Below are 19,989 nucleotides of genomic sequence, written 5' to 3' on the forward strand. Positions count from 1 at the left end.
GTGGCACGACAAATGGCATCTGTCGCCCTACTACGCCACAGCGCAGACCGCCGCCGCGCTGCCGCCCGAGCGCCTCGCGGGAACCTGGTCCTGGCTCCTGCAAACCCAGCACGCCAACGGATCCTGGGGCTTCCTCTACGGGCAACCCGAGGAGACCGCCTACGCCGTCATCGCCCTCGACGCGCCCGCGGCTACCTGAACGAGCACCTGTCCGACACCGACAACGCCGGACTCTGGATCGACAAAGGGCTCTACACACCGGTCACCGTCGTCCGCGCCGCCATCCTCACCGCCCATCTTCTGGTTCGATCAGCCGAACAATGCGCAGAGGTTCGGCGAAAGCAACCACCCATGTCTTGACATGCGTACGCAACGATTCGTAACTTGGGCCGTCATTTAGATTCGTGAAGACAGTTCACGAATATGAACGGAGGTGCCCATGGGCGATCGCCGACGTCGTCGCCGCCCGGCCGCCGTCCTCGCCGCCGCGGGGCTCGCATTCGGAACGGCCGCCTGTGGCTCGGGGGCCGGCAGCGCCGGCGACGATCCCAACACGCTGGAGGTGTGGACCCGGAGCAATCCGGACTCCGCCGCCACCTACGACCGGGTCTTCGCCGCCTTCACCAAGAAGACCGGGATCAAGGTCGACTACCAGCCGGTCATCAACTTCGACCAGCAGTTGCAGGCCCGGGCCTCCACCAAGGACCTGCCCGACGTCATGATCAACGACACGGCTCTGATGGGCAGTTACCAGAGCCAGGGCCTGCTCAAGCCGATCGACCCCGCCTCGATCACGGGCCACGACCAGATCACCGCGAAGTCCTGGGCATCGACGGTGGGCCTGGACGGCAAGCACTACGGCATCCCGTACTCCCGCCAGGCCCAGACCCTGATGATCCGGAAGGACTGGCTGAAGAAGCTCGGCCTCCAGGCGCCCAGGACCTGGCAGCAGATGCTCGACGTGGCCAAGGCCTTCGCCACCCGCGACCCGGACGGCGACGGCAAGGCCGACACCTACGGCATCGTCGCGCCGGGCAGCGCCATGAACGGCTACGCCGCCTGGTGGGGCTCCAGCTTCCTGTGGCAGGGCGGCGCGCAGATCATCAAGTCGGACGGCAAGGGCGGCTACCGCCCCGCAATGGACTCGGCGGCCGCGATACGGACCGTCACCTGGCTCAAGGACAACCTCTTCTGCGGCGCCAAGGGCGTCCTCCAGCCCGGCGCGGTCTCCGCGGTCACCGGCACCGCCACCAACTTCCAGGACGGCAACGCCGGTATGTACATGACCGGCCCGTACAACATCGCCACCTACGACACGACGCCCGGCAAGGACAAGTACGAGGTCGTGCCGGCCCCCGCCGGTCCGGCCGGCTCCGACGTGCTGGCCGACGGCGAGAACGTCTACTTCGGCGCCAGGACCGGAAAGACCGAACAGGAGCAGGCACTTGCCGCCTTCCTGGTCTCCCCCGAGGGCCAGCGGATCGCCATGACCAGCGTCGACGGCCACCAGCCCGTCGTACGCATCCCCACCAACTCCACGCTGGACGCGGCCAAGGTCCGCGACGACCCGCGCTGGAGCGTCGTACAGAAGGCGTACGAGGACAGCTCCGAGCAGTTCCCCAACGCGCCGGACTTCGCGCCGATCAAGCAGGACACCGCCGACAGCCTCAACGCCCTCTTCACGTACTGCGGCAGTGACGTCCGCTCCGGTCTGAAGGAGCTCAACGAAACCCTCGCCGGTGACCTCAAGGACCAGGACCTGCTGAAATGACCGCTACCGTGAACGCGCCGGTCAGGCGCGGGGGGTTGACCAAGAAGGCCGTCCTCCCCTGGCTGTTCCTCGCACCGGGACTGCTGCTCGCCCTCGTCTTCAAGTTCGTGCCGATGGGCAAGGGCATGTGGCTCAGCTTCTTCAAGGTGCGGCCCTTCCTCGGCGACAAGTGGATCGGGCTCGACAACTACACACGTGTGCTGGGCGATCACCGCTTCCAGGACGCGGTCGGCCACACCCTGGTCCTGGGCATCGGGCAGTCACTCGGCTCCATCGTCGTCGGCTTCGCACTCGCGCTGCTCCTGGAGGGCCAGGCCCGTTCGCTGAAGATCGTGCGTACGGCCGTGTTCCTGCCGGTCGTCACCGCGACCGCGGTGGTCGGCGAGCTGTGGCGGCTGATGTACTACCCGACCTCGGACGGCCTGATCAACAGCGCGCTCGGCTTCGTCGGGATCGGTCCCGTGCCGTTCCTCGACAACCCGAACACCGCGCTGTGGGCGACGATGGCCATGGGCATCTGGCTGGCCGCCCCCTACAACATGGTGATCATCCTCGCCGGACTCGCGGGCGTGGACCGGTCGTTGTACGAGGCAGCCGCCATGGACGGCGTGTCGTTGTGGCAGCGGCTGCGCCACATCACGCTCCCCGCGATCCGCCCCGCCCTCGGCATCGTCCTCACGCTGGCCGCCATCCGCGGACTGCGGGTGTTCACGGAGGTGTACGTCCTCACCGGCGGCGGTCCGGCCGGGTCGACGGAGGTCTGGATGACCCGCGCCTACACCCTCGGCTTCACCCGCAACGACATCGGCGGCGCGTCCGCGGCCTCCGTCGTGCTGCTCTGCGTGACGCTGCTGCTCACCGTCACGGTCAACTACTTCCGCAAGAGGGGAGACGTGCGATGAGCGCCCCCGTCATCGATCCCGTCCGGCCGGCGGCGCCCGCGTCGCCGGCCGGACGCAAGGCCAAGGCACCGCACACCACTCCCGCCCGCTTCGACACCGCGCTCGGCTGGACCGACCGGCCGGGCCTCGGCCTGGCGCTGCGGATCCTGCTGTGCGTGATCGCCCTGGCGATCTTCGCGGCGCCCTTCCTGACCATCGTCTCGGGCGCCTTCACCACCCACCCGAGCGGTTCCTCGCTCTCGTTCCTGCCGCACGACACCACGCTGTCCAACTTCAAGGTGGCCGGCGACCAGGGCATGTGGGACTACTTCGGCAACTCGCTGGTCATCGCGGGCGGCGGGCTGCTGCTCCAGCTCGTGGTCTCGGTGCTCGCCGCCTACGCGCTGGCCCGGCACCGCTTCCGCGGCCAGGCGCTGGTCCTGACCCTGTTCATGCTGACGATGATGCTCCCCGAGGAGGTCATCGCGATCCCGCTGTCCCTGGTCCTCGGTCATGTCCCGGTCCTGGGGCTGGACCTGAAGGGCACGGTCTGGGCGGTGATCCTGCCGCTCGGTGCCTGGGGCTTCTCGGTGATGATGCTGACCGAGTTCATGAAGGACATCCCGACCGAGATCGAGGAAGCGGCCCGCATCGACGGCGTCGGCGAGCTCAGGCTGCTGTGGCAGATCATCCTGCCGCTGTGCAGGCCCGCGCTCGGCGTGGCCGGCGTGCTCGGCTTCATCATGATCTGGGACCAGTACCTGCTGCCCCTGATCGCCGCCAAGGACCCCACCGACTACACGGTCACCGTCGCCCTCGCCACCCTGCGCACCGACCCGGTGGTCGGCTCCGGGGTGGTCCTCGCCGGTGCGGTCATGGCCCTGATCCCCAGCCTGATCGTCTATCTGCTCCTCCAGCGCTCGCTGGTCACCGGCATCGCGGCCGGCGCCACCAAGGGCTGACCAACCCCCCACGTCTGAGAGAGACATGAAGTTCCAAGGAGTGCTGTTCTTCCCGGTCACGCCGTTCGCGGCGGACGGCTCGCTGGACGAGGAACGGCTTGCGCGGCACGTCGAGGCCGGGGTCGGTGCCGGCGCGGGTGGCGTGTTCGTCGCCTGCGGCACCGGCGAGTTCCATGCCCTGACGGCCGAGGAGATCGAACGGGCCACGCGGGTCGCGGTCGAGACGGTCGGCGGCCGGGTGCCGGTACTGGCCGCCGCGGGTGGCCCTCCCCCGGTCGCCCGCGACCAGGCCGCCCGCATCGAGCGGGCCGGCGCCGACGGCATCCTGCTGCTGCCGCCGTACCTGGTGAGCGCACCGCAGCAGGGTCTGGTGCGTTACGTCGAAGAGGTCAGCGGCGCGAGCGGGTTGCCGGTGATCTTCTACCAGCGCGGGACCGCCCGGCCGACCGAGGCCACGGCCGCGGTGATCGCCGCGCTGCCCAAGGTCGTCGGCCTCAAGGACGGCATCGGCGACATCGAGCGGATGCACCGCATGGTCCGGGCCGTGCGTGCCGTACCGGGCACGGAGGGCTTCCAGTTCTTCAACGGCCTGCCCACCGCCGAGATGACCGCTCCCGCCTACCGCGGCATCGGCGTCGAGCTGTACTCCTCCGCGGTGTTCGCCTTCGCCCCGGAGATCGCCCTCGCCTTCCACCGGGCGCTGGCGGAGGGCGACGAGGAACTCGTCGCCACGCTGCTCGACGAGTTCTACGGCCCGCTCGTCGCCCTCCGGGACGAGGTCCCCGGGTACGCGGTGGCGCTGGTCAAGGCAGGCGTGACCCTTCGCGGACTGGACGTGGGCGGCGTACGAACGCCCCTGCTCGATCCGACGCCGGAGCACACCGCGCGCTTGGCGAAGCTGATCGACCACGGTCTGGAGGTGGTGGGCGCATGAGCACCACCGGCACCCGTATCCGCGAGCTGATCGTCACCCCGATCGCGTTCCGCGACCCGCCCCTGCTCAACTCCAACGGCGTCCACGAGCCCCTCGCCCTGCGGATCATCCTCCAACTCGTCCTGGAAGACGGCACGGTGGGCCTGGGCGAGTCGCCGGGCGGTATGGCCCGGCTGGAGCGACTCGAGGCTGCGGCGAAGGTCGTCGTCGGCATGGACGTCTTCGACACGACGGCCATCGGCGCCGCGATCGACGCCGTGCTGCTGCCGACCGTGCCGAGTTCGCACGAGCGCGGCTGGACCACCTCGGCGGTGGAGGTGGCCTGTCTCGACGCACAGGGCAAGTTGCTCGGGCGGTCGGTCAGCGATCTGCTCGGCGGGAAGGTCCGCGACTCGGTGCCGTTCGCCGCGTACCTCTTCTACAAGTGGGCCGAGCACCCCGCCCTCGACGGGCGGGCCGCGGTCGGCGACGACTGGGGCGAGGCACTGGATCCCGCGGGGATCGTCGAGCAGGCGCGGCTGATGCAACAGCGGTACGGATTCCGGTCGTTCAAGCTGAAGGGCGGTGCCTTCCCGCCGGACGAGGAGATCGCCGCAATCCGGGCACTGGCGGCGGCCTTCCCCGGGCAGCCGCTGCGACTTGACCCCAACACGGCCTGGACGGTGGAGACTTCGCGGTACGTCGCCCGCGAACTGGACGGCGTACTCGAGTACTTGGAGGATCCGACCGCGACGATTCCCGGGATGGCGCAGGTCGCCGCGGACTCCCCGCTCCCCCTCGCCACCAACATGTGCGTGATCGCCTGGGAACACCTCAAACCGGCGATCGAGCAGAACGCCGTCCAGGTGCTGCTCACCGACCACCACTACTGGGGCGGGCTGCGCCGCACGCGTGAACTGGCCGCCGTCTGCGAGGCGTTCGGGCTCGCGCTGTCCATGCACTCCAACTCGCACCTGGGTATCAGCCTCGCCGCGATGACCCATGTGGCGGCGGCCATCCCGAATCTGGACCACTCCTGCGACACGCACTACCCGTGGAACTCGGCCGACGACGTGATCGTGCCCGGGGTGCTGGAGTTCCGGGACGGTGAGGTCGCGGTGCCGACCGGGCCGGGCCTGGGCGTGGAGCTGGACCACGACGCGCTGGAGAGGTTGCACCGGCTGTTCGTCGACTCGGGCGTGCGGAGCCGGGACGACACTGGGTACATGCGGCGCGTCCAGCCGGACTACGAGCTCAGGCTGCCGCGTTGGTGACGGGCGGCGGGCTCCGGCCGGAGTGAGGGCCACGGCACCGTGCGTGCCGCCGGTCCCCCGTTCCGGCGGCACGCACGGTGCGTGAGGATGTCCTGGAGTACATCCGGGAACGTAGTTGCGGCCCGGATGCAGTCTGAGGCAGCGCGGGGCGCCGCCGGTATGGGTACAACTGCGTACGCGGCGGACGAGCGGAGAAGGACGTGGCACAGGTGCGGTGCGGGGCCTACGAGCGCATGCTGTCGGTGGCCGTCGACGCGCTCCACGAACGCGAGCCCGAGCGTCTGTGGCCGCTGCTGGCGGGCGCCCTGCCGGACCTGTGCGGCGGCGAGACCCTCATCTACAAGCTGGACGACTGGAACGAGAGCGGTGGCACGGTGGGCATGCCGCCCGCCGTGGCCGACGGGTTCGCCCGGCTCGGGGACGAGGAGGTCGGCCTGCTGCGCGAGGGCTACCCGTTCGCGCCGCTCTACGCCACCGGCTCCGACCGGACACCGGTCACCGCACGCCGAGCGGCCGGCGCGGCCTGGACGACGAGCCCGACCGCGCGCCTGATCGACGGCCTGCTGGCCGCGGACCACGTCCTTGCCATTCCGCTGCCCGGGACGGCGTACCCGATCACGGGCTGCCTGGTGTACCGCTCCGGTACGGACTTCACCGACGACGACGTCGACACGGCGCTGCGGTTGCAGCCCCTGCTGGCGGCCGTGGACCAGCAGCGGCAGCTGCTGGAACGCTGGCGGCGACCGGCCGGACCTGCGGCGGACTGCGCCCTGACGCCCCGGGAGACGACCGTGCTGCTCCTGCTCACGGACGCGCTGACCGCGGCCGCGATCGGTCGCCGGCTCGGGATCTCGGACCGTACGGTGCACAAGCACGTCGAGAACATCTACCGCAAACTGGGAACGCGCGACCGCATCAGTACGGTCCTGCGCGCCCAGCAACTCGGCCTGGTCCCGGCGCCCTCCGCACCACCGGACCGGGCCGGGACCACCCCGCCAGCCGTCGGGAGCCGGCCATGAAACCGAACCGCTCCATCCCCGCCGCGACGGTCATCCCCGTCCTGATCTATCCCGACGTGCGGGCCGCGGTCGCCTGGCTCGACGCGGCCTTCGGCTTCACCGAGCGGGTGCGGATCGGCGAGGACCACCGCGCCCAACTCGCCTTCGGCGACGGGGCGGTGATCATCGGCGACGTCCGCCACGACCGCCGCCCGCCGCGCCCCGGCGAGGTCACCCACTCGACGACAGTCCGCGTGTCCGACGCCCGCGCCCACTGCGCACGGGCCCGCGAGAACGGCGCCCGCATCCTCATGGAACCGACCGACTTCGAGTACGGCGAACGCCAGTACACCGCCGAGGACCCGGCCGGCCACCAGTGGACCTTCTCGGAAACCCTCGCGGACGTGGCTCCGGAGGAATGGGGCGGGACGTCGGTGTCCTGACATCCGGCCGCCCGGCGTTCAGGTCTGGCCCGGCCCCACCCCGCCCTTAAGGCGTTCCAGGTCGGAGGGGCGGACCTGGATGGCCAGCACCGCGATCAGTGCGGCGATGAGGGTGAAGATCGCTGCCATCACGAACGCGGCCGAGATGCCCGCCGTCAGGACCTCGTCGGACCAGGGCTTCGGCAGTTGGCCGGTGTGACGGAAGCGGAGGCGTTCGGCGGGGGTCGCCTGGGCCAGGAAGCGGGGGATTTGTTTCTGGGCCTCGTTGGTGCTGGCCGTGCCGAACATGGTGACCAGGATGGACAGGCCCAGGGAGCCGCCCACCTGTTGCGTCGCGTTGAGGAGGCCGGAGGCCGCCCCCGTCTCCTGTGGGGTGACGTTGGACAGGGCCATGAGAGTGAGGGAGACGAATTCCATGCCCATGCCCAGGCTGAAGACCAGCATCGGGCCGAGGATGCTGCCCGCGTAGGTGGAGTGGACGTCGGTCAGGGTCAGCCAGGCGAGTCCCGCGGCCGCGAGGACCGCGCCGACCACCATGAACGGCTTGGGTCCGAAGCGTGGCAGGAACTGCGAGGCCAGCCCGGCGCCGATGGCGATCAGCGCACTGACCGGCAGGAAGGCGAGCCCGGCTTCCAGCGGGCTGAAGCCCAGGACGTCCTGCACGAACAGCGTGAGGAAGAAGAACATGCCGAAGATCGCGGCGGCGAGGCTCAGCATGATGCCGTACGTGCCCGCGCGGTTGCGGTCGGCGAACATGTGCAACGGGGTGATCGGCTGCCGCGAACCCCGCTCGATCAGCACGAACGCCGCGAGTACGACGATGGCCGCACCGAACGACGCCAGCGTCAGCGCGTCCCGCCAGCCCTCCTGCGCGGCTCTGATGAAGCCGTACACCAGCAGCACCATGCCCACGGTGGAGGTGAACGCGCCGGCCAGGTCGAAGTGGCCCGGGTGGCGTTCGGACTCCTTGATCCAGCGGGGCGCGGCGAGGGCGATGAGCAGGCCGATCGGGACGTTCACGAAGAGGACCCAGCGCCAGTTCAGCCACTCGACGATCATTCCGCCCGCGAGCAGCCCGATGGCGCCGCCGCCCGAGGAGACCGCGGCGAAGACGCCGAACGCCCGGTTGCGTTCGGGGCCTTCGCGGAAGGTCGTGCTGATCAGGGCGAGCGAGGTCGGGGAGGCGACGGCACCGCCGACGCCCTGGAGGGCGCGGGCGGCGAGGAGTTGACCGGAGGTCTGGGCCAGTCCGCCGAGCAGGGAGGCCAGCGCGAAGAGCAGCACCCCGTAGATGAACATGCGCCGTCGGCCGAGGATGTCGCCGGTCCGCCCGCCGAGCAGCAGCAGCCCGCCGAAGGTGAGCGTGTAGGCGTTGACCACCCACGACAGGCTGGTGGTGGAGAAGTCCAGGGCGCGCTGGATGTGCGGCAGCGCGATGTTCACGATGGTGATGTCCAGGACGACCATGAGCTGACAGGACGCGATCACCAGCAGCGCCATGCCGCTTCCGCCGCCGCCCGTTTCCTGGGCGGTGGCCTGTGCTGCGGAGGCCGGCTGCGGGTTGGTGCTCATAGTGCGTGGCGCTTTCAGTGAACGGTGCCGTCCACTGTTCGACCGTACGCCCCCGCCCGGACCCTCACCACTCGATTGGCCTCACCGCCGTCAGGACCGGGTCTTGTGGGTCATCGCGAACTCGTCGGCCTCCGGCAGGTCGAAGTCCCCGTGGTCGCTGCCGAGCCCCTGCGCCACCAGCGCCGCGGCGGCACTGCCCAGTACGGCGGCCTCGCGCGGGGTGCGGCCGAGGCTGATGCCACGCAGGAAGCCGGCCGAGAAGGCGTCGCCGCAGCCGGTGGTGTCGACGACCTCGACCTCGAAGGCGGGGACGGTCTCCGTGCCCTCCGGCGTCACCAGGAGCGCGCCCTCGCCGCCTCGGGTGACCGCGACGAGGCCGACGCCTGCGGCGAGGAACTTCTTCGCGCCGGTCACGAGGTCCGTCTCCTCGCTGAAGCCGAGGACCTGGTCGTCGTTGGGGAGCAGGAAGTCGACGTACGGAAGCAGCGGTTCGATCTGGTCGTACGTGCCGAGCTCGCCGGGGGCCAGCAGGTCCACGGAGGTGACCACTCCGTGCTCCTTGGCGTGCGCCAGGATGCGCGCGGCGACCTCGGCGCCGATCAACTCCGGCCCGCCGAGGTGCAGATGGGTCGCCTCGGCGAGCTCGTCCCAGGGCACGTCGTCGAGGCCGTAGGTGAGGTTGGCGCCCAGGAGGTGGAGGGAGGGGCGGTCGCCGTTGGGGCGGATGGGCAGGACGGTGGCCGAGGTGGCGGTGTCGATACGGCGGACCACGAACTCGGTGTCGATTCCGGCCCGTTCGAGCAGCTGGAGCAGCATGTCGCCGGTCGGGTCGGTGCCGATCGCGCCCGCGGTGCGCACCTCGGCACCCAGCTTGGCCAGCGTGAGCGCGGTGCCCGCGGCCGTTCCGGCGGCGGTCATCCGGATGTCCTCGACGAGGGTCGCGCCCTGGCCCTCGGGTATCTCCTCCACCGGCCGGACCAGTACGTCCAGTACGTGCACGCCCATCGTGACGACCTTCATCGGGTTCCCTCCTGCGCGGGTGGTACGGGGTGCGTGGTGCCGTAGTTACGGGCGATCGCGGCCTCGATGACAGCGAGTTGCTGCTGTTCGTCGAGGACGCGAGGCCGGCCGAGCGCGGCGGCGTGCTGGTAGACGCCGCAGGCCCACTCCAGGAGCAGGGCGTGCTCGACGGCCTTGTCGAGGGTCGGCGCGTGGGTGACGGCGCCGTGGTTGGCCATGATGGCGGCACCGCGGCCCTCAAGGGCGGTGAGCACCGACTCGGCGAGTTCGGGGGTACCGAAGGTGGCGTACGGCGCGACCCGCACGGTGCCGCCCAGCGCGAGCAACTGGTAGTGGATGCAAGGCAGTTCGTCGAGGACGAGGGAGAGCGCGGTGGCCATCGGGGCGTGGGTGTGCACGATCGCGCCGGAGCCGTAGCGTCGGTACACGCCCAGGTGCAGGTCGAGTTCGGAGGTCGGTTCGAGGCTTCCGCCGACGACCTTGCCGTCCAGGTCGACCAACGTCACCTGGTCCGCGGTGAGTTCGGCGAGCACCGCGCCGGTCGCCGTGATCGCGACGCGGTCCTCGACGCGTACGCTGACGTTTCCGGCCGTACCGACGAGCAGCCCTTCGGCACCCAGCCGACGGCAGGCGTCCGCGACGGCGGCCCGCTCCGGCTCCATTGCCGAAGGTGCCGAGTGTGCCGAAAGCGCCGAACTTGAGTCGGTCATGGGCGCGACCGTAGTCTAAACATGAAACAAAGTCACGTTCAGGTTCGGAGGTTGTTCGTGGCAGATTCGATCGCGGATCCCGGCGGTGTCGCCGCCCTGCGCCGTACCCCGCAGCAGGCGCGCAGCAGGGCCCGGCTGGCGCGGGTGCTGGAGACCGCCGAGGAGGTGCTGATCGCGTACGGCGTGGAGGCGCTCACCACGACCCGGGTCGCCGCGGAGGCGCGGGTGTCGGTGGGCTCGCTGTACCAGTACCTGCCGGACCGGGACGCGATCATCGACGCCCTCGCGGCGGGCTATTTCGCCAAGCTCGAAGCCGCGATGGACGGGTTCGTCGAGGCGGCGGCGAGCGAGCGCTGGGAGGATCCGGTCGGGATGCTCGTCGACGCGTATGCCGGGATCTACCGCACCGAACACGGCTTCCGTGCGCTGTGGTTCGGGAGTGGGCTGACCGAGCGGACGCGGAGCGCTGACCGCGAGCACAAGCGGCGTATGGCCGACGGGGTTCGCCGTATTCTCCTGGCGCTCGGGCTTGCGGAGGACGGCGAGGCGCTTGCCCGTGTGTGCCACGCTGCGGTGCTGACCGCCGACGCGCTCGCCCAGGAAGCGTTCCGGCGTGACGCTCGGGGGGACGAGGCGCTTCTGGACGAGGCGAAGGTGATGTTGCGCGGGTACCTGGGCGCAGTGGTCACCCGTTACCAGCGCTAGGTACTCCCATGAGAGGGCCGTGGTCGACTGCCGCGCCCCTTCAGGAGCGGTGCGCGCTCCGTCTACCGCCGACGCGCCCCAGGTTCCACTGCCGACCACATGTTGTCCGTGACATTGACCGTGTGCCCCGGCGGCACGATCTCGTCGATGCGGTCCAGGATCTCGTCGGACAGGTGGACGCCGTCGGCCGTCAGGTAGGAGTCGAGGTGGTCCATCGTGCGCGGGCCGACTATCGCCGAGGTGACCGCCGGGTGGCGGGTGGCGAAGGCGAGCGCCAGTTGGACCAGCGTCAGACCGGCCTCCTCGGCGAGTGCGCCCAGGGCGTCGGCCGCCTCCAACTTGGCCGCGTTCGCCGCGGAGTTGGCGTCGTACAGGGCGGCGAAACGGTTCCGGCGGACCATCGAACCCGGTCCGGCGACCACCCGCCCCTTGCGGTAGCCGCCGGTGAGCCAGCCGCCGGCCAGCGGGCTGTACGTCAGCACACCCATGCCGTGTCGCTCGCAGGTCGGCAGCACGTCGTACTCGACGGCGCGGGTCAGCAGGTTGTACGGCGGCTGCTCGGTGCGGAAGCGTTCGCGGCCGCGGCGGTCCGCGGTCCACTGCGCCTCGACGATGCCGGAAGCGGGGACCGTGGATGCGCCGAACATGCGGATCTTTCCGGCGTGGACCAGGTCGGAGAGGACACCCAGGGTCTCGTCGATGTCGACGGCCGGGTCGAGGCGGTGGACCTGGAAGAGGTCGATGCGGTCGGTGCCGAGACGGCGCAGGGAGCCCTCGACGGCCTCCGTGATCCAACGCCGGGACGTGCCACGCTGGTTGACGTCCTCGCCGAACGGCAGACCGGCCTTGGTGGCGAGCACGACGTTGTCGCGCCGGCCACCCGCGAGGGCCTTGCCCACGATCACCTCCGACTCCCCCGCGGAGTAGAAGTCGGCGGTGTCGACGAAGTTGATCCCGGCGTCGAGGGCGCGATGGATGATCTTGACCGAGTCCTCGTGATCGGTGTTGCCGAAGGCGCCGAGCATCATCGCGCCGAGGCACAGCCGACTCACGTTGACGCCGGTGCGTCCGAGCGGACGGTAGTCCATGAAGGCTCCTCAAGGGGCCGCGAAACGGGCGCGGCGGATGGGTAGAATCAGGCCGCCCAGAGAAGCGGACAGCCTGTCCATTTACCGTACCGGATAACCTATCCACTTAGGAAGCCATGCCCTCCGACCAGCAGCCCACGCCGTCGAGACGCGCCGACGCCGAGCGCAACCGCGACAAGATCCTGGCGGCCGCCCGGGCCGCTTTCGCCGAGCCCGGCGGCGCCCAGGTGTCGATGGCCGAGATCTCGCGGCGCGCGGGGGTCGGCATGGCGACGCTCTACCGCAACTTCCCCGGCCGGCGGGAGCTCCTGGAGGCCCTGTACACCGACGAGGTCGACGCGCTCTGCGCCGCCGCGGAGACCGTCGAGGGCGTAACGCCGGGCGAGGTGTTCCTCGCCTGGCTGCACCGCTTCTTCGCCTACTTCACCGGCAAGCAGGACATCGCTTCCGAACTGCTGGCGCAGACCGACGGCGACGACCCCGTCTTCGGGGAGAACCGGGCGCGGGTACTGGCCGCGGGCGGGGCGCTCCTCGCCGCGGCACAGGAGGCGCACGAGGTCCGCGACGACCTCACCGTCGAGCAGATCTGCGACCTGGTCATCGCCGTCGCGACCATCCACGGCGAACCGGCCCACGTCGAGCCGATCCTGCGGGCCGCCCTCGACGGACTGCGCCCGGTCCACCACACGGACGGCGCGTAACGCCTGTCGCGCGCCCGGGTATTCTCGCGGCGTGAAGACCTACTGGCACGTCGTTCTTCCGCCGCTCTGCGCCTGATCGGGCGCGGACACCGACGTAACTGATCTCCAGACCCGACCGACCCGCAGGGCGGTCAGGGGCCTGTGTCGTGCGCCCGTTTCGGATCGAGTCCCTGACGCATTCGACGACGGAAGATCACGACTGTGCCGAAAAGCACTTCCTCTGCCACTCCCGCACGCCTGTCCCCGTCCGGCCCGCGCCCCGCTCGCGCCGGTCTCCTCGGCGGTCCCGCACCCATCCTGACCTCGGCCGTGCTGTGGGGCACGACCGGAACCGCCAGTTCCCTGGCGCCCGCCGGCGCTCCGGCGGCGGCCATCGGCTGCGCCGGTCTCGTACTCGGCGGCATGCTGCTGTTCCTCACCTCGCGCGGCGCCCGCCCGCTGCTCGCCACCCGCACCGGCCGCGAGCGGTGGCTGCTCGTGCTGGGCGCGTCGGCCGTGGCCGGTTATCCCGTCACCTTCTATCCGGCGGTGGCCAGGACCGGGGTGGCCGTGGCCACGGTGATCGCGCTGGGCAGCGCGCCGGTCTTCGCCGGTCTGCTGGCCTGGGCCACCGGGCGAGGCCGGCCGAGTGGCCGCTGGACCTGCGCCACGGCGGCCGCCGTCCTGGGCTGCACCCTGCTGGTGCTGGGTCCCGAACTCGCCGGGCGGGCCACGCCGATGGACCTCACGGGAGTCGCGCTGGCCGCGGGCGGCGGGCTGTCGTACGCCGTGTACGCGCTGATCGGCGGCCAGTTCATCTCGAACGGGCACCCGTCCGACGCGGTGATGGGCGTCCTGTTCGGTGCGGCCGGGCTGCTCGTCCTGCCGTTCGCGCCGCTCGTCGACCTGCACTGGCTCGGCGAGGTCCGCGGCGCGGGCGTGGCGGGGTACCTCGCCGTGTTCACCGTCTTCCTTGCTTACCGGCTCTTCGGATACGGCCTGCGCCGCACGCCCGCCTCCATGGCCACGTCACTGACGCTGGCCGAGCCCGCCGTCGCGGCGGTCCTCGGCGTGACGGTGCTGGGTGAGCGCCTGCCGGCCGCTTCCTGGTGCGGGCTGGCGATCCTCGGCCTGGGGCTGGTACTGCTGACCGCGCCGGTCCACACCGGCGGCCGCAGGGGCTAGCCGCCAAGGGATCACAGAACTTCCAGCAGTACTTGCGTAACTCAAGCAATGCTGATTATGATTGCGTAAGTCAAGCAACCTGGTACTGCCGGAAGGAACCCCATGAACGCGCCGCTCTCCTCTCAGCCGCAGGCGGCGCAGCTCACGGCGACCGCCACTCCCGGCCCGATAGCCTCCTTCCTCCGCTTCGTGGTCTTCGGCGGAGGGGTCGGCGTCCTCTCCAGCCTCGCGGTGCCGATGGTCGCCGTACTGATGCCGTGGGCCCTGTCGAACGCGTTGATCACCGTGGTCTCCACGCTCCTGTGCACCGAACTGCACGCCCGCTTCACCTTCCGCACCGGGCGGGCCGGCTGGCGGCAGCACTGGCAGTCGGCGGGGTCGGCCACGGCCGCCTACCTGGCCACCTGCGTCGCGGTGTTCGCACTGCACAGCGTCCAGTCCTCGCCGTCGATGCTGACCGAACAGATCGTCTACCTCGGCGCCTCCGCGCTCGCCGGCATCGGCCGCTTCATGGTGCTGCGGCTGTACGTCTTCGCCGCCGGCCGCAAGCGGACCACGACCGTCGCCTGGTCCCTCCGCCCCAGCGCCATCGGTACCGGCGACGTCGTGGCCGCCGTCGCCTGAGGGTCAGCCCTCGCGGTACAGCGCAGTGAGCAGTTCTATGGCGGCGGCGGTGGCGGGATGCGGGTCGTCCCGCCACCACGCGAGGCGTACGGCGATGGGCTCGGCGTCCCGGACCGGGCGGTAGACGACACCGGGCCGCGGATACTGGTGGGCGGTCGACTCCGCCGTCATGCCGACGCAGCGCCCACCGGCGATCACGTTGAGCCAGTCGTCGATGTCGTGGCTCTCCTCGGTGGCCGGGCGGGCGTCCGGCGGCCAGAGTTCGGCGGTGGTGGTTCCGGTACGACGGTCGACGAGGAGCGTACGGCCGCTGAGGTCGGCGAGGCGGACCGAGCGGCGCCTGGCCAGCGGGTCGTCCGCGGCCAGCGCGCACAGCCGCCGTTCCAGGCCCACGATGGCGCCGTCGAAGCGGCGGTCCTCCCCCAGCGGCCGACGGACCACGGAGAGGTCGCAGGCGCCCTCCGCCAGTCCCGCGGTCGCGGAGTTGACCCGGATCAGGTGCAGGTCGGTGTCCGGGTGGGCCTGGGCCCAGCGGCGCTGGAAGGCGGGCGTGTGCCGCCCCAGGGCCGACCAGGCGTAGCCGATACGCAGGGTGGTGTGGTCCGAGGTGGCCGCCTGGACCAGATCGGCCACCTCGCCCAGGACGCGCCGGGCGTGTGCCACCACTCTCAGCCCGGTCGCGGTCGGGGTGACCGCGCGGGAGGTGCGCCTCAACAGGCGTACACCCAGAGCCTGTTCGAGGGAGGCGAGGGTCCGGGAGACGGCTGCCTGGGAGATCCCGAGGGCGATGGCCGCGTCCGTGAAGGTGCCCTCGTCGACGATCGCGACGAGGCAGCGCAACTGCCTGAGCTCCACACGGGCATCCGAAACATCCATGACTCAAGCGTATAGATCGAAGCACAGACGCATTTTGCGCATGGGTGATGCGGTCCCACGATCGGGGTATGCGTCCCGCACCTGCCTCGGTCGACCGACCGCAACCGTCCTCCGCCACCGCCACCGCCCCTGAAGGGCAGCGGTTCGCCGGTGTCGTCACGATGGTCGGCAGCGGGCTGTCCAACCAGACCGGCGCCGCTCTCGGCTCCCTCGCCTTTCCCGTGCTTGGCCCGCTCGGAGTGGTCGCGGTGCGTCAGTACGTCGCCGCGCTCGTCCTGCTGGCCGTCGGACGGCCGGGGCTGCACCGGTTCACCTGGTGGCAGTGGCGGCCCGTGCTGCTGCTGGCCGTGGTCTTCGGGACGATGAACCTGTCCCTGTACACCGCGATCGACCGCATCGGACTCGGGCTCGCGGTGACCCTGGAGTTCCTCGGCCCGCTCACCATCGCGCTGGCCGCCGCGCGACGACGGACGGACGCCTGCTGTGCGGCGGTCGCCGCGGCCGGTGTCGTCACGCTGATGCGCCCGCAGCCCTCAACGGACTACGTCGGCATGGGCCTCGGTCTGCTCGCCGCCGTCTGCTGGGCCTCGTACATCCTGCTCAACCGGACCGTCGGCCAACGGATCCCCGGCGCCGGGGGTTCCGCGGCGGCGGCCGGAGTCTCGGCGCTGATGTTCCTGCCGGTCGGTATCGCCGTGGTGCTGCACCGGCCGCCCACGCTCTCGGCGGTGGGGTACGCCGTGGCGGCCGGGGTGCTCTCCTCGGCAGTGCCCTATCTGGCGGACCTGTTCACGCTGCGGCGGGTGCCGGCGCAGGCGTTCGGGCTGTTCATGAGCGTCAATCCGGTGCTCGCGGCGGTCGTCGGGCTGGTCGGTCTGGGGCAGCGGCTGGGCTGGGCGGAGTGGGCGGGGATCGGGGCCGTCGTCGCCGCCAACAGTCTGAGCATCGCCACTCGACGCGGGTGACCTGTCGTCGGCGTCAGCCGGGTACGCCCATCCGCTGGGTGCCGAGGACCGACAGCAGGCGCAGGGCCTCGGCGGACGGGGTGCCGGGGGCAGCGGTGTAGATGACGACACGCTGGTCCTGGTCGGTGATGTCCAGGACGTCGCAGTTGACGGAGACCGGGCCGACGACGGGATGGTCGAAGGTCTTGCAGAGAGTGGGTACGGCGGTGACGTCGTGGGCGGCCCAGAGGCGGGCGAACTCCTCGCTGCCGGCGAGGAGTTCCTCGATCAGGGCGGTGAGTTCGGGGTCGTCGGGATAGCGGGCGACGGTGGCGCGCAGGTGCTGGGCGGAGGAGCGGGCGAACTCCTCCGCGTCCGAGACGCCGTACAGCCGCCGGCCCTGCGGGCGCGGGCCGAGGAAGACGCGGCGGACGAGGTTGCGGTCGCGGCGGGGCAGCGCCGAGAAGTCCTCCATCAGGGCCGCGGCCAGCTCGTTCCAGGCGATGACCTCGTACGACGCGGAGAGCACGATGGCCGCGGCCTGCGGGAGCCGGTGCAGGAGGTCGGCGATGCTCTGCCGGACCTCCCGGGAGGGGCCCGGGGGCGGTCCCTGCGGGGTGCCAGCGAGGTGGTGCAGATGGTCGCGTTCGGCGTACGACAGGCGCAGGGCGCGGGCGAGTTGGGCCAGTACCTCGCGGGACGGGTGCGGGGCGCGGGCCTGTTCCAGGCGGCTGTAGTACTCGGTCGAGATGAACGCCAACTGCGCGACCTCCTCGCGCCGCAGCCCCGGGGTGCGCCGGCGCGGTCCGGTGGGCAGGCCCACGTCGGCGGGGGTGATGCGTTCGCGTCGGCTGCGCAGGAAGTCGGCCAGTTCTCGTCGGTCCACGGGTCCAGTGTGCGTGGGTGCGCGGGGTGCAGCCAGGTACTGCCGGTGCCTGGATGAGGATGCGGGCGCGGCACAGGCTCGTCGGCATGGACAACACACCGACCACATCCCCCATCGGCCTTCTCTCCGGGAAGCTTCTCTCCGGGAAGGTCGCCTTCGTCACCGGTGCCGGGCGCGGCATCGGCGCGGCCGCGGCTCGGCTGTTCGCCCGGGAGGGCGCGCGGGTGCTGCTCGCGGCCCGTACGGAGGCCCAGCTCAAGGCGGTGACGGAGGAGATCCGGGCGGACGGGGGTACGGCGGACTTCGTCCGGTGCGACCTGGCCGACCCGGACAGTGTCCGTGCCGCCGTCGACCGGGTGGTGGAGCTTTACGGCCGCCTCGACCTCGCCTTCAACAACGGTGCGACGGGGCAGGATCCGGGGCCGCTGGACGAGCTGCCGGAGGCCGAGTTCGACCGCATCCTCGCCGTGAACCTCAAGGGCCCGTGGCTCGCGATGAACGCCGAGGTCGCCGCGATCCGCGCCACCTCCGGTCACGGGGCGATCGTCAACAACTCCAGCGTCGGCAGCCTGATGGCCAACCCCTGGCTGCCGGCGTACGGAGCGGCGAAGCGGGCGGTCAACAGCCTCACCGCGTCGGCCGCCGCCACGTACGGCCCGGAGGGCATCCGCGTCAACGCGATCGCGCCCGGCACGACGCTCACCGAGATGATCGACGACTGGGAGTCCCGCTCCCCCGGCACGATCGCCACGCTCACCGCCCAGACCCCGTTGGGCCGAGCGGCCGCCCCGGAGGAGATCGCGGAGGCGGCGGCGTGGCTGCTGAGCGACCGGGCGTCGTTCGTGACGGGGGTGGTGTTGCAGGTGGACGGGGGTGCGCGGGCCTGAGGACGGGGGTATGACGGGCCGGGGGCAGGTGGCCCCGGCGTCGGGGCGGGGTGCGGCGGGTGGCCAGGACGGCCGGGCGGGAGCCGGGACGGCGAGGCCGGTGGCAGGGGCGGCGCGCCCCGGGACGCCGACGGCTTCCTGCGACTCGGGCCGACCGCCTCGGTGAACGGCTCGGTGGTCGGCAAGTTGTCGGCAAGGACCGTCTCTCCGACATGAGTTGGACCTTCGATCATCGTCGAGCGGACCGCCGCGCCTCTCAAGGACGGCCGACCGGGCTGACGTTGGCACACCGGTGACCGCCTAACATCACCGGTGATGGGGAGCCACATTCAGCACACGAGCCGCGACGCATGGTGGACCAGGTGCGTCGCGACGCTGGGCCCTGCCCTGGCCGTGCTGCTCGCCGTGCTGGTGATCTGCGGGGCGCATCTCGCGCACAGCGGTGGCTCCCCGGCTTCCGCGGAAAGGGACGGCGGCAGCGGGTCGGCGTCGGTCGTCGCGGGCTCCGCGGAACGGAAGGTCGCCGCGTCCCTTCACCCGGCCGACGGTTCTTCCGGCACGGTCTGCTGCGGTTCGATCGGTGCCGTCGTACGGGCCTTGCCGACCGTGCCGGTGCCGCACCTGCCCACGGTTCTGCCCGGTACCGCGGATCTGTCGCGGCCCTCGACCTCCGCGCCGCGTCTCACGGCTCTCACATGGGACTGTCGCGCTCCCGACCTCCACGTCCTCCAGGTGCAACGGACGTAGACGCACCACCCTGACGGCCGCACGCGCGCGTGCGGCCGTCGGCATGCGTCCATCCACCCCCGCACCCACCGAGGAACCAACACCCATGAGCAAGACCGGCAAGAAGGCGGCCGCCGCCGACCGCAGAGCCCGAATAGAGGCGATGCGCCGGGCCGAGCAGGCTCGCGAGCGGCGCAACCGCGTCATCACCGTCACCGTCAGCGTGGTCATCGTCGCCGGGCTCGCCGGCTGGGGTGCGTACGCCATCAACGACGCCGACCGGAAGGAGAAGCGGACGGCCGCCGAGGCGAAGAAGCCCGTCCGGGGCGAGAAGACCTGGGACGCCAAGAAGCTCGGGCGCAACCATGTGGCAGGCACGGTCGACTACCCCATGAACCCTCCGGTGGGCGGCAACCACAACCAGGCCTGGATGACCTGCGACGGCACCGTCTACACCGAGCCGATCGCCGACGAGAACGCCGTGCACTCGCTGGAGCACGGGTCGGTCTGGGTGACGTACAACGACAAGGCCGCGGATGCCGACGTGAAGACCTTGGGCGACAAGGTCTCCAGGACTCCTTACACACTGATGAGCCCGGTTGAGGGGCAGGCCGGGACGATCACCTTGTCGGCGTGGGGGCACCAACTCAGCGTCGAGAAGGCCGCGGATCCGAGGGTTGAGCAGTTCTTCACCAAGTACGTCCAAGGCGCGCAGACGCCTGAGCCTGGTGCGGCCTGCTCGAACGGGCTGACGGCTTCCTGACGGGTCTTCTCGGGTCGGGTGGGGTGCGCTGTGGCCTGGGCTGCGACATCGGCTGCGGCCTGGGCTGTGGTCCACCCCACC

At 71.0% G+C, this 19,989-nt stretch carries 21 protein-coding genes; 15 read left to right on the forward strand and 6 right to left on the reverse strand.

What is annotated here, in order from left to right; all coding sequences use genetic code 11:
* Positions 1-439: 439 nt before the first annotated feature.
* From ACQEWB_RS05145 to ACQEWB_RS05175, 7 genes are all read left to right on the forward strand, one after another.
* Positions 440-1,771, forward strand: coding sequence for a sugar ABC transporter substrate-binding protein (locus tag ACQEWB_RS05145; RefSeq protein WP_432827493.1), 1,332 nt, complete (start codon positions 440-442; stop codon positions 1,769-1,771).
* A complete protein-coding gene (locus ACQEWB_RS05150) occupies positions 1,768-2,673 on the forward strand; it encodes a carbohydrate ABC transporter permease (RefSeq protein ID WP_432827495.1) in 906 nt (301 codons plus the stop codon). The genes ACQEWB_RS05145 and ACQEWB_RS05150 overlap by 4 nt, the downstream gene beginning before the upstream one ends.
* Entirely contained in the window at positions 2,670-3,614 is a 945-nt protein-coding gene (locus ACQEWB_RS05155; RefSeq protein WP_432827497.1) for a carbohydrate ABC transporter permease, read from the forward strand. The genes ACQEWB_RS05150 and ACQEWB_RS05155 overlap by 4 nt, the downstream gene beginning before the upstream one ends.
* Before the next feature lie 25 nt (positions 3,615-3,639).
* Positions 3,640-4,548, forward strand: coding sequence for a 5-dehydro-4-deoxyglucarate dehydratase (locus ACQEWB_RS05160; protein ID WP_432827499.1), 909 nt, complete (start codon positions 3,640-3,642; stop codon positions 4,546-4,548).
* Positions 4,545-5,801 (forward strand): enolase C-terminal domain-like protein, encoded by a 1,257-nt coding sequence (locus tag ACQEWB_RS05165; protein WP_432827501.1) that lies wholly within the window; start codon positions 4,545-4,547, stop codon positions 5,799-5,801. The genes ACQEWB_RS05160 and ACQEWB_RS05165 overlap by 4 nt, the downstream gene beginning before the upstream one ends.
* Positions 5,802-6,034: 233 nt before the next feature.
* Positions 6,035-6,820, forward strand: a complete 786-nt coding sequence (locus ACQEWB_RS05170; protein ID WP_432843646.1) for a LuxR C-terminal-related transcriptional regulator — start codon at positions 6,035-6,037, stop codon at positions 6,818-6,820.
* Complete coding sequence (locus ACQEWB_RS05175; protein WP_432827503.1) at positions 6,817-7,242, forward strand: VOC family protein; 426 nt, start codon at positions 6,817-6,819, stop codon at positions 7,240-7,242. Before ACQEWB_RS05170 ends, ACQEWB_RS05175 begins: the two co-directional genes overlap by 4 nt.
* Positions 7,243-7,260: 18 nt before the next feature.
* Here the strand turns inward: ACQEWB_RS05175 and ACQEWB_RS05180 are convergent, their stop codons facing one another.
* The 3 genes from ACQEWB_RS05180 to ACQEWB_RS05190 form a co-directional block, all read right to left on the reverse strand.
* Positions 7,261-8,814, reverse strand: a complete 1,554-nt coding sequence (locus tag ACQEWB_RS05180; protein WP_432827505.1) for an MFS transporter — start codon at positions 8,812-8,814, stop codon at positions 7,261-7,263.
* Between the two features lie 90 nt (positions 8,815-8,904).
* Entirely contained in the window at positions 8,905-9,834 is a 930-nt protein-coding gene (locus tag ACQEWB_RS05185) for a carbohydrate kinase family protein (protein WP_432827507.1), read from the reverse strand.
* Positions 9,831-10,544: a class II aldolase/adducin family protein gene (locus ACQEWB_RS05190; RefSeq protein ID WP_432827509.1), complete on the reverse strand. Its 714-nt coding sequence runs from the start codon at positions 10,542-10,544 to the stop codon at positions 9,831-9,833. Before ACQEWB_RS05190 ends, ACQEWB_RS05185 begins: the two co-directional genes overlap by 4 nt.
* A gap of 57 nt (positions 10,545-10,601) precedes the next feature.
* Between ACQEWB_RS05190 and ACQEWB_RS05195 the strand changes: the two genes are divergently transcribed.
* Positions 10,602-11,249, forward strand: a complete 648-nt coding sequence (locus ACQEWB_RS05195) for a TetR family transcriptional regulator (protein ID WP_432827511.1) — start codon at positions 10,602-10,604, stop codon at positions 11,247-11,249.
* A 62-nt stretch (positions 11,250-11,311) separates the two neighbouring features.
* Here the strand turns inward: ACQEWB_RS05195 and ACQEWB_RS05200 are convergent, their stop codons facing one another.
* A complete protein-coding gene (locus ACQEWB_RS05200; protein ID WP_432827513.1) occupies positions 11,312-12,337 on the reverse strand; it encodes an aldo/keto reductase in 1,026 nt (341 codons plus the stop codon).
* Between the two features lie 116 nt (positions 12,338-12,453).
* On the opposite strand from ACQEWB_RS05200, the gene ACQEWB_RS05205 reads away from it, so the two are divergent.
* The 3 genes from ACQEWB_RS05205 to ACQEWB_RS05215 all read left to right on the forward strand — a co-directional run bounded on the left by ACQEWB_RS05205 (position 12,454) and on the right by ACQEWB_RS05215 (position 14,826).
* Positions 12,454-13,038 (forward strand): TetR/AcrR family transcriptional regulator, encoded by a 585-nt coding sequence (locus ACQEWB_RS05205; protein ID WP_432827515.1) that lies wholly within the window; start codon positions 12,454-12,456, stop codon positions 13,036-13,038.
* Between the two features lie 201 nt (positions 13,039-13,239).
* The gene (locus ACQEWB_RS05210; protein WP_432827517.1) at positions 13,240-14,202 is read left to right on the forward strand and encodes a DMT family transporter; all 963 of its coding nucleotides are present in this window, start codon (positions 13,240-13,242) and stop codon (positions 14,200-14,202) included.
* Positions 14,203-14,304: 102 nt separating this feature from the next.
* Positions 14,305-14,826, forward strand: coding sequence for a GtrA family protein (locus ACQEWB_RS05215; protein WP_432827519.1), 522 nt, complete (start codon positions 14,305-14,307; stop codon positions 14,824-14,826).
* 3 nt (positions 14,827-14,829) lie between these two features.
* Here the strand turns inward: ACQEWB_RS05215 and ACQEWB_RS05220 are convergent, their stop codons facing one another.
* Entirely contained in the window at positions 14,830-15,702 is an 873-nt protein-coding gene (locus ACQEWB_RS05220; RefSeq protein WP_432827521.1) for a LysR family transcriptional regulator, read from the reverse strand.
* A 68-nt stretch (positions 15,703-15,770) separates the two neighbouring features.
* On the opposite strand from ACQEWB_RS05220, the gene ACQEWB_RS05225 reads away from it, so the two are divergent.
* Positions 15,771-16,667: an EamA family transporter gene (locus tag ACQEWB_RS05225; protein ID WP_432827523.1), complete on the forward strand. Its 897-nt coding sequence runs from the start codon at positions 15,771-15,773 to the stop codon at positions 16,665-16,667.
* Positions 16,668-16,680: 13 nt separating this feature from the next.
* On the opposite strand, the gene ACQEWB_RS05230 is transcribed toward ACQEWB_RS05225, so the two are convergent.
* Positions 16,681-17,532: a helix-turn-helix transcriptional regulator gene (locus ACQEWB_RS05230; RefSeq protein ID WP_432827525.1), complete on the reverse strand. Its 852-nt coding sequence runs from the start codon at positions 17,530-17,532 to the stop codon at positions 16,681-16,683.
* Positions 17,533-17,618: 86 nt separating this feature from the next.
* On the opposite strand from ACQEWB_RS05230, the gene ACQEWB_RS05235 reads away from it, so the two are divergent.
* The 3 genes from ACQEWB_RS05235 (at position 17,619) to ACQEWB_RS05245 (ending at position 19,908) form a co-directional block, all read left to right on the forward strand.
* Entirely contained in the window at positions 17,619-18,419 is an 801-nt protein-coding gene (locus tag ACQEWB_RS05235; protein ID WP_432827527.1) for an SDR family NAD(P)-dependent oxidoreductase, read from the forward strand.
* A 315-nt stretch (positions 18,420-18,734) separates the two neighbouring features.
* Positions 18,735-19,166 carry a hypothetical protein gene (locus ACQEWB_RS05240; RefSeq protein WP_432827529.1) on the forward strand — a complete coding sequence of 144 codons (432 nt, stop codon included), beginning with the start codon at positions 18,735-18,737 and terminating at the stop codon, positions 19,164-19,166.
* Between the two features lie 85 nt (positions 19,167-19,251).
* Positions 19,252-19,908 (forward strand): DUF3105 domain-containing protein, encoded by a 657-nt coding sequence (locus tag ACQEWB_RS05245; RefSeq protein ID WP_432827531.1) that lies wholly within the window; start codon positions 19,252-19,254, stop codon positions 19,906-19,908.
* Positions 19,909-19,989: the final 81 nt, after the last annotated feature.

The sequence above is a fragment of the Streptomyces sp. CA-249302 genome, from assembly GCF_050936785.1.
Lineage (GTDB): Bacteria > Actinomycetota > Actinomycetes > Streptomycetales > Streptomycetaceae > Streptomyces.